Raw genomic sequence first — 12,684 nt, 5'->3', positions numbered from 1 at the left:
TTAAATTAAGATGAGTTTTCCGTGAAATAACAGACTTAATTAAATAAAGTGCTCTTTTTTCTCAGCTTCCCTTTTCTGATATTCCAGGCATGGTAACAACTAGGAACGTCGTATTGCCATTTTGGAAGAATTAAAATAATCAGAATAACATCAATATGAGAAATAATCCCTAAAATGATCGTTAAATGAAATGCCCAGCCAGCATGTTGAAATCCTATTAAATAAGTAAAAGCAATCAATAAACTTATCCCCATAATTTTGAAAGCCATGCGTGTGTGCAGGTTTCCTTTTTAAATTTAATGATACTTATGATATAGCATAAAGCTTCCATGATAAAAATAAGCGCAATACTTTGCCAATGGTTTTTTATCACTTCAGGATTGATGAAATATGTTGCGAATCCCAACGAGAGCCAAAACACCAAATCGACCTGGCTGTCGAGTCTCCTTAGTTTTTCTGATGAAACTCCTACTTTTCGGGCAATGATTCCGTCGAAAATATCTGTCAATAATCCAACGAACATTAAAGATAAAATTACAAATCGGGATTTTTCTCCATTAAAATAAGCTAAAGCAAAAATAATTAGAGCAAAAAGAAATCGTGTTGCTATTAATATATAAGGTATGGTTTTCATGATTTTACTTTTTTAGATTTAAAATTCCAATTGATAAATGGGAACTTTCTTTTCTGATTTTCATTCCAAAATCCGATCTGGATGCCTTTTGCATCTTTACAAGAATTATAAAGTGCTATTTGCACTCCTCTACATTTTTGACTGATATTAGCAATAGGTGAAATCACAAAGCCGTTCGAAGTATGATGAATATTATAAAGAGGAGAAATTGAGACACCATTGATAACTGCCGGAGCACCAATATTGCTGGAAAAACTAAACTCTAAACCATTGGTAACCGTAGGTTCCATATTGATAATGGATAATTGAAGTCCATTGATTTTGTTCATTTTATCTGGTACAGTTTCCGGAGAATGAACCGGAAAATCCCAATTATTTATGCTTCCTATATTCACAAGCATTAGAAACGGAATAAATATTCCCAAACCATTGAAACCTAAACCTATCCCATTAACTTTTTTAGGAACAATCTCGTTATCTATTTCATCATAATATTTTAAAAGAATTCCATTTACATTTTTAGTTTTCTTTGATGGTGAAAATCCAACTACTTTTGCTTGATCAGATCTGTTAGCCAAACTATCTTGACTAAAAAGCAAGCAACTCATTAGGAGCGCTAGAATTGATAATAAGTTCGTTTTCATATTTTCTATGTATTAAATTATTACTCAAAGCTAATTTTGAAAACCACTTTTATGAATGCGAAAAAAAATTAAAATAAATCTCTACATTTGTGAAAATCGCAAATCAGTATGAATCAGGAAATTTTACTCAAACAAATCAGGAAGAAAATCGGAGATAAATCTTTGAATGATGAAATTGCAAATATTCTCAACATCAGTTACGATGCTGCACACAGAAGAACTTCGATGAAAGCAAAATTCAGTTTTGAAGAAGCTGTAGAATTGGCAAAATATTATCAGATTTCGATAGACCAATTTTTGGGAACAGAAAACCAACTGGTCGTGAAAAGAACAAAACCTGTGAAAACTCAGGAAGATTTATTATATTTTTTGAAAGTTCACTGAAGATTTTGAATGTTTTTCAGAGCATCAATCAGTCGAAGGTGTATTATTCTGCGAAGGATATTCCGTTTTTTTATACAATTTCCAATACAATCCTTTCACGCTTCAAATTTTATGTCTGGATGAATTTGCTGAACGAAGATAAATTTCTAGGTCCATTCGAAGATTTTGATCTTCCTTATCATTCTCCAAAAAATGAAATGCTGAAAAATTTGTACGAAAACCAGAATGTAACCGAAGTTTGGAATGATACCACGATTATGAGTATTCTGATGCAGGTTTCTTTTTACTCAGAAATGGGACTTTTGAAATATAAAGACATCGTACTTATTTTGGAGGAAGTGAGAAGTGTTCTACAAAATATAGAATATAAAATTCAGCATAATCCTGATTTCAATTTTTATGTGAATGATTTAGTAATTTTAAGCAATAATATTTTGTTTAAAAATGAATATCAATCGTCGTTTTTTATTCCATTTAATATGTTTGGCTATATGATGACGAACGATGAGAACACTTGCAACGACACTTTGATTTATTTTGAACACGAAATTAAAAATTCAAAATCACTGAATAGTTCAGGTAACAGAGAACGAAAAATGTTTTTTAATAAAATGTATGATCAAATTGAAAACTTACAACAAAAATTAAAATGAACACACTTTATAAGGGTGAATTTTTTGGTCAAACCAACAAAACGCTGCACTTCGATGGCCTGATTATCACAGATACAGAATACACTCATTCTTATGTTGACTGGCACTACCACGAGAATGCTTATTTCACTTTTCTCATTCAGGGAAATGTGGTTGAAGGAAATAAAAAAGAAATTTATGAATGTTCTGCAGGAACTTTACTTTATCATCAATGGGAAGATCCGCATTATAATATAAAACCAGATGGTTTTACACGAGGTTTCCACATTGAAATACCTCGAAAATGGTTTGAAAATCTGAATATTTCAAAAAAACAACTCGAAGGAAGCTTTAATATAAAGAATCCCGAAGTAAAACTTTTAATGTATAAAATCTTTAAAGAAAGTAAAATAGATGACATCTCTTCTGAAATCTCTACGCATCAGCTTTTGCTCAATATTTTCAGTCAATTATCAACTCAAAAATCTAAGGTGGAAAAGAAACCAGTTTGGGTTAAGCAAATTGATGAATTGTTGCACGAAAGTTATACGGAAAAATTTAGCTTAACAGATATTTCTCAAACATTAGATATTCACCCAATCCATCTGAGTAGGGATTTTCATAAATATTTCAATTGCAATCTGGGAGATTATATTAGAAAACTAAAGATTAATCATTCTCTATCTTTTCTTACAGCCAACGAGAAATCTTTAACCGAAATTGCATTAGACTGTGGTTTTGCAGATCAAAGTCATTTCATCCGCAGTTTTAAAGAAAATATCGGAATGACACCTTTGAAATATCGAAAAATTTTGGAAAAATAGTTATGTTAATTCTATTCTATTTTTTTTAAACTAAACTGTCTATTTTTGTTCCTATAAAATTTAAAATGAAATCAAGCACAATATTTATTCTGTTTTTACTATCTAATTTTTCATTTGTAAAATCTCAAAACATCATCAATCCGGAAAAAATTGAAAATTCTGTTCAAAAAAATCATTTGAATACAATTGTTTTTATGGACAAAGCAGTTTCTGAGGGAAATTTAAAAGAATCAGATTTCCTTTCAACGATGATTTTTCAAGAAGATAAAGATCTTGCGATCCGTATTTTTCAAGATAATTCTTTGATTAATTATTTACATCAGCTTGATCCTTCTTTAACAGCTGATGAGTTATTAAAAAAAGGGAATTATCAGTTTTCTTTTTATGTTGACGGAAAATTAGTTTATGTAGAAAATCTTAACTCAGGAGCAGGAACAAAAGAAAGTAAAACTTTAAAAACAACTTTCGGAATTCCTTTTATCAGTTCAAAAAATGAAGATTCCTGGGGAAGATTTTTGTGGATGCGATTTTATTTATCGAATGGCGGAATCGATGCTTTAGAAACCGGAAGCCATAATTTAAGTATTGAGATAAAACCTTACTTAAAAACTTCAACCTTAAAAACGGGAAAAGTAATTGCAAAGGGCAATATAAATTTGGTTATTCCTAAAAAGAATATTCCTGAAAATCAAATTGCCGTTCAAAAAATAAAACCCAATAGCGGCTGGAAAGTTTCGAAAGATAAATTTAATATCGAAAAAATAAAAGGTTTAAATCAAAAAATTGCAGAAAACAGATTCAAAGATATTACGGGTATCGTTGTAATCAAAAACGACAAGCTTATTTTGGAAGAATATTTTAATAATTATGAAAGAGACAGCCTTAATGACACCCGTTCTGTAGGAAAATCTTTCGCTTCTGCTTTAATGGGAATTGCTTTGAAAGATGGATATTTAAAAAATGAAAATCAAAAAATCAACGAATTTTATGATCTAAAAACATTCAAAAATTATTCTCCTGAAAAAGATAATATCACAATAAAAAGTTTGCTGACAATGAGTTCAGGTTTTGATGGAAATGATGAAGATGAAGATTCTCCTGGAAATGAAGAAAATATGTACCCAACTGATAATTGGATAAAATTTGCACTAGATTTACCTTTGACAGACAATAAAATTGGAGAAAAGTGGTCTTACTTTACTACCGGAGTCGTTTTAACCGGAGATATTTTAGATAAATCTATTAAAAATGGATTGGAAAAGTATGCAGATCAAAAATTGTTTCAACCACTTGGAATAAAAAACCACAAATGGCAATATACACCTCAACACAAAATCTCGCTAGCCGGAGGATTAAGAATGAGAGCTCTGGATTTTGCAAAATTCGGACAGTTATATAAAAATAACGGCGTTTGGAATGGCAAAACTATTTTAGACAAAGAATGGATTAAAAAATCTTTTACCAATTATTTTTCTGACAATAAAGATTTTGAAGGGTACGGATACTTGTTTTGGAGAAAAGTATATAAAATAGGCGCTAAAAGTTTTGAATCTTATCAATCTAGCGGAAATGGCGGGAACAAAATTATCATTTTCACAGAGCTACCTGTCGTTATGGTCATCACTGCAAAAGCTTACAACAAGCCTTATTCGCACTCACAAGTCGATAAAATGGTACAAGACTATTTATTACCAGCGGTTTATAAATAATAGATAAATGAAAATTTGTGAAAGAACAGATATCCTATTATAGTTTTTTGCTAACTATTTGTATTACTCATCTTTTTTCGAAGGAACCAAGTAAACATCAACCAAACCTTCAGGAACCTGCATTTTGATAAATCTTTCCTCACGGTTAACTTCAATAATCCAATCTTTGATTAACGGAATTACTACTTCTTTACCATCCAAATTGGTCACAAAATAGTTTTGTGCCGTTTGGTCGTTCACAGATCTGATGACACCACAATTTGTATCATTCTGATCAAAAATTTCGTAGCCGATAACTTCGTGATAATAAAACTGATTTCCTTTCAATTTTGGCAAACTCGTCAACGGAAGATAAACGTCTTTATTCAAAGATTGATCTACCAAGGCTTCGGAAGAGTTTTTAAAAGCAATATTCACAGCATCGAGTTTACTCCAAGATGTTTTTTCAATAAAAAAAGGAACCAGCAAACCATTGATTTCTACAAAAATAGAATCCAGGTTTCTATAAAGTTCGGGCTGGTCTGTATCTAATTTAAGGATTACATTTCCGGCAAGGCCGTGTCTGCGGGTGATTTTTCCTAATAAATAGCAGTCTTCTTTTTTCATAATGATGTAGAATCTTAAAAATTGGTTTTCTCTCTTAATCTTATTAAGGTTAATAACACTAACAAGATTTCTTATTTCAGTTTAAACAACAAAGACACGAAAAATCGTGCCTTTGCTTTGTATTTTTTAGAAGAACTAAGCCTGAGTTTCTTCAGTACCTTCTGCTTCAGCAGTTGGCTCTTCTGTAGCTTCAGTAACAACTTCTTCAGCAGGTGCGTTAGCAGCCTCTTCAGCAGCTTTAGCATCAGCTTCTACTTGAGCAGCCGCAGCAACTCTAGCTTCGTTTACTTTAGTTTCAGCATCAAAAGCAGCTTTCTTAGCATCAGCCTGAGCCTTTGTTAAACCTTCTACTTTACCTTGTACTTTTTGTTCTTTAGATTCTACCCAAGCAGTAAATCTTTTTTCAGCTTCAGCCTCGTCAAAAGCACCTTTAGCAACACCACCTTGTAAGTGTTTTTTGTAAAGTACACCTTTATAAGAAAGAATAGCTCTTGCAGTATCAGTTGGTTGAGCACCGTTGTTTAACCACTTTACAGCAGAGTCAACGTTCAAATCGATAGTCGCAGGGTTAGTAATTGGGTTGTAAGTACCTAGTTTTTCGATGAATCTACCATCTCTTCTAGCTCTAGCATCTGCAACCACGATATGGAAAAAAGGTCTCCCTTTTGATCCGTGTCTTTGTAATCTGATTTTTACTGACATAATGTATGAATTTTAAGGGAACTCGTCCCGATTAAATATTTAAGTGTGCAAAGATAGTAAAAAAGTTTAAAGTATAAGTTCAATGTCTAAACTTTTTTGCCACATTACGCCAAATTAAATTTCTCAATTTTTAGGAGCCGGGAACCTGCTTTCCGCTATATCTTTTTCGCCAACGCTTTTTTCAAGCCATAACAGAAAAAGGATGTCGCTGCAATCAGGGCTAAATCAAAGCTTCGTCATCAATTTTGATTAAAGATTATTACATTAATCAACATTTCCCATGTAGAAAAGCCCCAGACATTTCTGGTTTTCTTCGATAGTCAAAGACTCTTTCAAATGGTCAACTATTTTAGGAGAACTCCAATAACAACCTACTCCATTCGCTGTACAGGTAAGATACATATTCTGAACCGCCATAGAAACGGCAGCAATTTCTTCCCACTCAGGAACCATTCCGCTGAAATTGACGACGATAGAAACTACTGCATCAGCTTTATTGATTTTAAAACCAATATCCTGATATTTTTTCTCTAAAAAAACTTGGGGAGCTTGCGTAGACTTATAAATTTCCTGCATTTCGAAAGCTAATTTTACTTTTTCTTCGCCTTTGAAAATTTTAAAACGCCACGGTTTTGTTCTCTTATGATTGGGAGCTAATGTCGCTGAATGCAGGATTTCTTCGATGATTTCCTGTGAGATTTCCGTTTCAGCATAATCTTTGGGAAAAATACTTCTTCTTTGCTCTATGATTTCTTTTAAAACTTCTGCTTTCTTCATGAAGACAAAAATACGGAAAAAGTTGATGGGGAAATGGGGATGAATGATAGTTTTTTGTTACTAAAAATGTAGATTTTCCTATCATAAATGACAGACTGAAAATCTCATCATTCAGAACTCACAACTAATAACTCTTTTAAAGAACCTCAATAATCTCCTGATGAATGTTATTCAAAGTAAACGAGCTTCCGGATTGCATTCCCATCATTTTCTTAGCCATCGGACTTTCTGCCGAGATGGCATAGAAACGGTCGCCTTTAAAAAAGAATTCGCCCAACGAAACTGAAATATAAAATCTCGCTTTATTGGTAATTACTAATGATCCCAGCTGTACCTTTTCTGTGGAGGCCGGTAAAACTCTTGCCATATTTGTTCTTAAATCATGCAACGCTGCAAGCTGTCTTTGCATTTGATAGATTTCCTCCTGCATTTCCTCGCGCATGCTGTCGTATTTCGGAGTTTTCTTAATATCTCGGCTTGCTTCTAAAGTAAATTCTATAAAGTTTTTTAGTTTTTCTATTTTTTCTGAAATCACGGTTTTCACATAATTTCTTATGTTATTTTTCTCAAATACTATCTTCTCCATCTATCGTAATCTTTAGATAAAGATAATATTTTTTAAATAAATTCCATATTTTTGAAAACATAAAAAAATACAAGATGTTTAAAAATCCCTTTTCATTTGACGGAAGAATCAGAAGAACTGAGTATGGACTTTCGTATCTTATCTACATTATAGTCGGATTACCTTTTGATTTGTATTATGACAATACATACGATCCCTCGCTTACCGTTTCAATCATTTTTTTAATCATCCTCATTCCACTTTTATGGTTTATTATTGCCCAAGGAGCTAAAAGATGTCACGACCGTGGAAACAGTGGCTGGTTTCAAATAATTCCGTTTTATATTTTCTGGATGATTTTTGCTGACAGCGACAACGGTGAAAACGAATACGGCTCAAATCCAAAAGGAATAGGAAACCACGGTTTTATTGATGAGATTGGAAGAAAAGATTACTAAAAAAATAAGCCTTACAAAATTGCAAGGCTTACACTTTATTTTTCTACCAACGTCTTTAGATTATTGAGACCTTCTTCGTAAGATTTTCCCATTTGGTAATCCATCATCGGTCGCATAATTTTCATCCATGTTTCCTGTTTTGTATCCATACTCCATGTTACTTTTGTAGAATTTCCTTCGGAAGTTAAAACAATATCAGAAATTGCCTGCCCTTCAAAAGGTCTTTTAAAAATCATTTCTGTTTTCTGCTTTTCGCCAGGAATCAACTCTTTAATTTCCTGACAACCTGCACCTGCATCATCATTTTTACTGTCCCAACAATACTTATCTCCTACTTCCCCAGAATTTCCGGTGTAAGCGATTTTCATGTTTTTGTCTAATTTCATCCAGGGATTCCATTCATTAAATGCCTTCATTGTACTGATTTGCTGCCAAACTTTCTCTTTTGGAGCATTCATTACGACAGATTTTTCGTAGTGATAATTATCTCCGAAAGCCAACATAGCAACGATTGCATACACAATAAGCAAAAGGATAACTCCCCCGATAATTTTTAAAATTGTTTTCATAATTTATATATTTTTTTTAGTTTGTTTTTTGCATTAAATAAGACACCAATTTCTTAACCAATCCATTTTCCAATTCGAAGACATCACAGAAATCTGCATTGAGAACATCTCCGTTCTTGAAACTTCCAATCACATTTCCTTCTGCAATGACAACATTATTTTCTTCTGTCATTCTGAAAATTGTAATTTTTGGTTTTCCTGTAAAATTTTCGTTTTCTATTTCTTTGTCAAATTCTTCTTTCCCATGATGCAGGTAAACTCCCGGCATTTCCCAAATAACATCTTCGGTAAGACAGCTTAGGATTTTTTCGTGATCACTTTCCTGAAAAGAATCCATGTATTTTTGAATTGTTTCTTTGTTTTTAGACATCGTTATGTTTTTTCTATTGTATATTATTTTAAACGCAAAGTCCCCAAATATTTTTGAACTACTAACCGCTTTTAAGTTCGTCCCGAAATTTCGGGATTCTATTCAGGAAAGAACTCAAAGTAAAATTAGTAACACCCAAAATTAGCAATTCGCTATGAAGCAAATCTTTTCCTATGACAAGAAAATTCTTGAATGATGCATTTTTGTCATACAATTTGTGGTGGGCATTGTTTTTGAGAATTCAAAGATCATTACATTCAAATTAATTAAATTTACATCAATTAAAAATAATTCAATGAGTATTTTAACAGAAAAATTCAATACACTATATTATTCAGCTCCATTCGACAAGATAAAAAATGAAGATTATCTTCCGGCTTTTAAAGAATTAATTCAAAAATCTGAAAAAGAAATCAACGAAATAGTTAATAATTCTGACGAAGCTACTTTTGAAAATACGATTGAAGCTTTAGCATTTTCCGGAGAGCAATTAGACAGAGCTTCTAATATTTTCTTTAATTTAAATTCAGCCGAGACGAGTGATGAATTGCAACAAATTGCACAAGAAGTTTCACCTATTTTAACTGAATATTCTTCAAAAATTTCTCAAAACGAAGCCTTATTTAATAAAATTAAAAAAGTGTATGACGAAAAGGAAAAATACAATTTGAATGAAGAACAGCAAATGCTTTTAAATGAAACCTATAAAGGTTTTGTAAGAAGCGGTGCACTTTTGAATGAAGAAGACAAAGAAAAATTAAAGAAAATCAGCATGGATTTATCTTTAAAATCTCTTCAGTTCGGGCAAAACGTTTTGGCTTCAACCAATAATTATTTCAAACATATCACCAATAAAGAAAATCTAGCCGGAATCCCCGAAGCGATTATTGAACAATATGCAGAAGAAGCGAAAGAAAGAAATCTGGAAGGCTGGGTTGTCACATTGCAGTACCCAAGCTATATTCCGTTTTTGACATATGCTGAAAACCGCGAACTGAGAAAAGAACTGGCTTTGGCAAACGGCAAAAAGTCTTTTGACGGTGGCGAATTTGATAATCAGAATTTAATTAAAGAGCTTTTAAATTTAAAACAACAAAAAGCTGAACTTTTAGGCTATGCAAACTATGCAGATTTTGTTCTTGAGGAAAGAATGGCAAAATCTCCAACGAAAGTTTTAGACTTTTTAAATGAACTTTTAACGAAAGCGAAACCTTATGCAGAAAAGGAAATTGAAGAATTAAAGTCTTTGGCAAAAGTCGATGGGATTGACGAAATGCAAGGTTATGACCACGCTTTTTATGCAGAAAAACTTCGTAAAGCAAAATACGATTTGAATGACGAGGAATTGAAACCTTATTTCCCTTTAGAACAGGTTCAGGAAGCTGTTTTCGGTTTATCTAAACAACTTTTCGGATTGACTTTTGAAGAAAGAAATGATATTCCTAAATACCATGAAGACGTAAAAGTGTATGAAGTAAAGGAAAATGATGAATACAAATCTTTACTGTACGTCGATTATTTCCCAAGAAAAGGCAAAAGAGCCGGAGCCTGGATGACGAGCTACAAAAATCAGTACAAAAAAGATGGTGAAAATTCTCGTCCGCATATTTCTATCGTGTGTAATTTCAGCAAACCGACAAAAGATACACCAAGTTTACTAACGTTTCAGGAGGTGACTACTTTATTTCACGAGTTTGGTCATGCGCTTCACGGAATGATGGCAAACACTCAATATCCTAATCTTTCTGGAACTTCTGTGAAATGGGATTTTGTGGAATTGCCTTCTCAGTTTCTAGAAAATTTCTGCTACGAACCTGAATTCTTAAAAACTTTTGCCAAACATCACAAAACTGGTGAAGTTCTTCCCGATGAGAAAATAGAGAAAATCGAACAATCGAAAAACTTTATGGAAGGTTATCAGACAATGAGACAGCTTGGCTTTGGAATTTTAGATATGAACTATCATACGAAGGTTGCTGAGTTGGAGAATTTGAGCGTAAAGGAGTTTGAAGATAATTACACCACAGCAACCCAACTTTATCCTTCGAATCCTGAAACAGCGATGAGCCCGAGCTTTTCACACATTTTTCAGGGTGGATATTCTGCCGGATATTATTCTTACAAATGGGCGGAAGTTTTGGATGCCGATGCTTTCCAATATTTTAAGGAAACCGGAATCTTCAATCCCGAAACTGCAGCAAAATTTAAAGTTCTCCTTTCTTCTGGCGGAACAAAAGATCCGATGGAATTGTATAAGAATTTCAGAGGAAGTGAGCCGAAAGTGGAAAGTTTGCTGAAGAGAGCGTTTGGTTAGAATTTAAAATAATATTTTAAGACTCCAAAAGGTGAAAGTTTTTTGGAGTATTTTTTTTAATAGGCACCTCATTTCTTTCAGGACTTTAAAAATACCATTGAGACAATCACTTTATTGACAAATAGCGTTTAAGTTAATTAAGAATAAGACAAATTTTTGAATCACAAATAAATTTTCTACATTAAAATATTTTTTATAATTTCACGCCAGTTTGACATAACACAAAAAAACAGTTTACCATGAAAATGAAACTTACCAACCTTTTAATTTTTTCACTGATCCTTACAACAATCGGATTCTTGATGGATGGAGATATCAAAGAGCCAAGTATGGTTTTGCGATTTACCGAATACTTTGCAATGACTGCATTAATTTTCACAGCAACTTCAATCCTTTATTTTTCTGCAAACTTCACAATGAAAAAATTCCAAAAGATTCGCAGCTAATTTTTTTAAGATAAATTTTAAGAGCAGCAGTGATTTTGTTGCTTTTTTCTTTTTAAAAATTCATTTATTCGTTTATAAAACAAGTGAAATTATGAGCTACATCATGGTAGATATTGAATCTGACGGCCCCATCCCGGGTGACTTTTCTATGATCTGCTTTGGAGCGGTGCTTGTTGATGAAAATCTTGACAAGACTTTCTACGGAAAATTAAAACCTATCTCTCAACATTTTAATCCGGAGGCTCTTGCCGTGTCGGGATTTAGTAGAGAGGAAACCGAAGACTTTGATGACCCAAAAGAAGTCATGCTAAAATTCGAAGATTGGGTGAAAACAAATTCTAAAGGAAGACCAATTTTCATTAGTGATAATAATGGTTTTGACTGGATGTTTATCTGCTGGTATTTTCATCATTTTATTCAGACAAATCCATTTGGTTACTCATCAAGACGACTATCAGATTTATACTGTGGATTAGAAAAAGACACGTTTGCCCAATGGAAACACCTTCGAAAAACCGAACACACTCATCATCCGGTTGATGATGCCAAAGGCAACGCTGAAGTTTTGCTATATCTAAAAAATGAATTGGGTTTGAAGATTAGTTTAAAATGAAAAATATGAATCTTCAATACAGAAAAGCTACAGAAAACGACATAAGTTTTTTGTTTGACTTAAGAACGAAAACAATGACCGAGCATTACATCAGTTCTCATCTGCCGACCGATAAAGAATCAACTTTGCAAAGAATACTATATCATTTTGAAAAAGCAAATATCATTACTTTAAACAATGAGCCGATCGGATTACTAAAAATAAACAAGGCCGAAAATCATATTGAAGTATTCCAAATTCAAATTGATCCCAAACTTCAGGGAAAAGGAATTGGTAAAAGTATTTTGAAAGAGATTATTGAGGAAGCTTCAGCTACGAAAAAACCTGTCCGACTTAGCGTTTTAAAAACCAATAAAGCACAGACTTTATATGTGGTTTTAGGATTTAAAATTATAGCTGAAGATCAGCATTCTTATATGATGGAGTTAGTAAACTAA

At 32.7% G+C, this 12,684-nt stretch carries 16 protein-coding genes and 1 pseudogene; 9 read left to right on the top strand and 8 right to left on the bottom strand.

What is annotated here, in order from left to right; translation table 11 throughout:
- Nucleotides 1-35: 35 nt before the first annotated feature.
- A pseudogene (locus EAG08_RS15150) lies at nt 36-634 on the bottom strand (CDP-alcohol phosphatidyltransferase family protein).
- Nucleotides 631-1,278 (bottom strand): LA_2272 family surface repeat-containing protein, encoded by a 648-nt coding sequence (locus tag EAG08_RS15145; protein WP_129536170.1) that lies wholly within the window; start codon nt 1,276-1,278, stop codon nt 631-633. The pseudogene EAG08_RS15150 and the gene EAG08_RS15145 overlap by 4 nt, the downstream one beginning before the upstream one ends.
- Before the next feature lie 108 nt (nt 1,279-1,386).
- On the opposite strand from EAG08_RS15145, the gene EAG08_RS22240 reads away from it, so the two are divergent.
- The 4 genes from EAG08_RS22240 to EAG08_RS15130 all read left to right on the top strand — a co-directional run bounded on the left by EAG08_RS22240 (nt 1,387) and on the right by EAG08_RS15130 (nt 4,827).
- Nucleotides 1,387-1,662, top strand: coding sequence for a helix-turn-helix domain-containing protein (locus EAG08_RS22240; protein ID WP_228446592.1), 276 nt, complete (start codon nt 1,387-1,389; stop codon nt 1,660-1,662).
- Nucleotides 1,663-1,667: 5 nt separating this feature from the next.
- A complete protein-coding gene (locus tag EAG08_RS15140; protein ID WP_228446591.1) occupies nt 1,668-2,315 on the top strand; it encodes a hypothetical protein in 648 nt (215 codons plus the stop codon).
- Entirely contained in the window at nt 2,312-3,118 is an 807-nt protein-coding gene (locus EAG08_RS15135) for an AraC family transcriptional regulator (protein ID WP_129536169.1), read from the top strand. Before EAG08_RS15140 ends, EAG08_RS15135 begins: the two co-directional genes overlap by 4 nt.
- A 65-nt stretch (nt 3,119-3,183) precedes the next feature.
- The gene (locus EAG08_RS15130; protein ID WP_129536168.1) at nt 3,184-4,827 is read left to right on the top strand and encodes a serine hydrolase domain-containing protein; all 1,644 of its coding nucleotides are present in this window, start codon (nt 3,184-3,186) and stop codon (nt 4,825-4,827) included.
- 63 nt (nt 4,828-4,890) lie between these two features.
- Here the strand turns inward: EAG08_RS15130 and rimM are convergent, their stop codons facing one another.
- The 4 genes from rimM to EAG08_RS15110 form a co-directional block, all read right to left on the bottom strand.
- The gene (rimM, locus tag EAG08_RS15125; RefSeq protein ID WP_129536167.1) at nt 4,891-5,433 is read right to left on the bottom strand and encodes a ribosome maturation factor RimM; all 543 of its coding nucleotides are present in this window, start codon (nt 5,431-5,433) and stop codon (nt 4,891-4,893) included.
- Between the two features lie 135 nt (nt 5,434-5,568).
- The gene (locus EAG08_RS15120) at nt 5,569-6,135 is read right to left on the bottom strand and encodes a 30S ribosomal protein S16 (protein ID WP_129536166.1); all 567 of its coding nucleotides are present in this window, start codon (nt 6,133-6,135) and stop codon (nt 5,569-5,571) included.
- A 264-nt stretch (nt 6,136-6,399) separates the two neighbouring features.
- On the bottom strand, nt 6,400-6,912 hold the full coding sequence (locus tag EAG08_RS15115) for a nitroreductase family protein (RefSeq protein ID WP_129536165.1): 513 nt from the start codon (nt 6,910-6,912) through the stop codon (nt 6,400-6,402).
- Nucleotides 6,913-7,048: 136 nt separating this feature from the next.
- Nucleotides 7,049-7,498: a hypothetical protein gene (locus tag EAG08_RS15110; protein WP_129536164.1), complete on the bottom strand. Its 450-nt coding sequence runs from the start codon at nt 7,496-7,498 to the stop codon at nt 7,049-7,051.
- Between the two features lie 74 nt (nt 7,499-7,572).
- On the opposite strand from EAG08_RS15110, the gene EAG08_RS15105 reads away from it, so the two are divergent.
- Complete coding sequence (locus tag EAG08_RS15105; RefSeq protein ID WP_129536163.1) at nt 7,573-7,935, top strand: DUF805 domain-containing protein; 363 nt, start codon at nt 7,573-7,575, stop codon at nt 7,933-7,935.
- A 35-nt stretch (nt 7,936-7,970) separates the two neighbouring features.
- Here the strand turns inward: EAG08_RS15105 and EAG08_RS15100 are convergent, their stop codons facing one another.
- On the bottom strand, nt 7,971-8,504 hold the full coding sequence (locus tag EAG08_RS15100) for an SRPBCC family protein (protein ID WP_129536162.1): 534 nt from the start codon (nt 8,502-8,504) through the stop codon (nt 7,971-7,973).
- Between the two features lie 16 nt (nt 8,505-8,520).
- Entirely contained in the window at nt 8,521-8,874 is a 354-nt protein-coding gene (locus EAG08_RS15095) for a nuclear transport factor 2 family protein (protein WP_129536161.1), read from the bottom strand.
- Between the two features lie 295 nt (nt 8,875-9,169).
- Here EAG08_RS15095 and EAG08_RS15090 point away from each other — a divergent pair, with 295 nt between their 5' ends.
- From EAG08_RS15090 to EAG08_RS15075, 4 genes are all read left to right on the top strand, one after another.
- Entirely contained in the window at nt 9,170-11,188 is a 2,019-nt protein-coding gene (locus EAG08_RS15090) for a M3 family metallopeptidase (protein WP_129536160.1), read from the top strand.
- 239 nt (nt 11,189-11,427) lie between these two features.
- Nucleotides 11,428-11,634 carry a hypothetical protein gene (locus EAG08_RS15085; RefSeq protein WP_129536159.1) on the top strand — a complete coding sequence of 69 codons (207 nt, stop codon included), beginning with the start codon at nt 11,428-11,430 and terminating at the stop codon, nt 11,632-11,634.
- A 91-nt stretch (nt 11,635-11,725) separates the two neighbouring features.
- Nucleotides 11,726-12,247, top strand: a complete 522-nt coding sequence (locus tag EAG08_RS15080) for a 3'-5' exoribonuclease domain-containing protein (RefSeq protein ID WP_129536158.1) — start codon at nt 11,726-11,728, stop codon at nt 12,245-12,247.
- Nucleotides 12,248-12,252: 5 nt separating this feature from the next.
- On the top strand, nt 12,253-12,684 hold the full coding sequence (locus EAG08_RS15075; protein ID WP_129536157.1) for a GNAT family N-acetyltransferase: 432 nt from the start codon (nt 12,253-12,255) through the stop codon (nt 12,682-12,684).

The organism is Chryseobacterium sp. 3008163 (assembly GCF_003669035.1).
In the GTDB taxonomy this organism is placed as follows: domain Bacteria; phylum Bacteroidota; class Bacteroidia; order Flavobacteriales; family Weeksellaceae; genus Chryseobacterium.
Note: the sequence above shows the minus strand (reverse complement) of the source record. Positions and strands in the feature narration are given on the sequence as shown.

Excerpts from the sequence above, each read along its gene's own strand:
- EAG08_RS15105 (WP_129536163.1), top strand. The coding sequence starts at position 7,573 with ATGTTTAAAAATCCCTTTTCATTTGACGGAAGAATCAGAAGAACTGAG.
- EAG08_RS15145 (WP_129536170.1), bottom strand. The coding sequence starts at position 1,278 with ATGAAAACGAACTTATTATCAATTCTAGCGCTCCTAATGAGTTGCTTG.
- EAG08_RS15095 (WP_129536161.1), bottom strand. The coding sequence starts at position 8,874 with ATGTCTAAAAACAAAGAAACAATTCAAAAATACATGGATTCTTTTCAG.
- EAG08_RS15075 (WP_129536157.1), top strand. The coding sequence starts at position 12,253 with ATGAATCTTCAATACAGAAAAGCTACAGAAAACGACATAAGTTTTTTG.
- EAG08_RS15115 (WP_129536165.1), bottom strand. The coding sequence starts at position 6,912 with ATGAAGAAAGCAGAAGTTTTAAAAGAAATCATAGAGCAAAGAAGAAGT.
- EAG08_RS15080 (WP_129536158.1), top strand. The coding sequence starts at position 11,726 with ATGAGCTACATCATGGTAGATATTGAATCTGACGGCCCCATCCCGGGT.
- EAG08_RS15120 (WP_129536166.1), bottom strand. The coding sequence starts at position 6,135 with ATGTCAGTAAAAATCAGATTACAAAGACACGGATCAAAAGGGAGACCT.
- EAG08_RS15090 (WP_129536160.1), top strand. The coding sequence starts at position 9,170 with ATGAGTATTTTAACAGAAAAATTCAATACACTATATTATTCAGCTCCA.
- EAG08_RS22240 (WP_228446592.1), top strand. The coding sequence starts at position 1,387 with ATGAATCAGGAAATTTTACTCAAACAAATCAGGAAGAAAATCGGAGAT.
- EAG08_RS15130 (WP_129536168.1), top strand. The coding sequence starts at position 3,184 with ATGAAATCAAGCACAATATTTATTCTGTTTTTACTATCTAATTTTTCA.
- rimM (WP_129536167.1), bottom strand. The coding sequence starts at position 5,433 with ATGAAAAAAGAAGACTGCTATTTATTAGGAAAAATCACCCGCAGACAC.
- EAG08_RS15135 (WP_129536169.1), top strand. The coding sequence starts at position 2,312 with ATGAACACACTTTATAAGGGTGAATTTTTTGGTCAAACCAACAAAACG.
- EAG08_RS15085 (WP_129536159.1), top strand. The coding sequence starts at position 11,428 with ATGAAAATGAAACTTACCAACCTTTTAATTTTTTCACTGATCCTTACA.
- EAG08_RS15110 (WP_129536164.1), bottom strand. The coding sequence starts at position 7,498 with ATGGAGAAGATAGTATTTGAGAAAAATAACATAAGAAATTATGTGAAA.
- EAG08_RS15100 (WP_129536162.1), bottom strand. The coding sequence starts at position 8,504 with ATGAAAACAATTTTAAAAATTATCGGGGGAGTTATCCTTTTGCTTATT.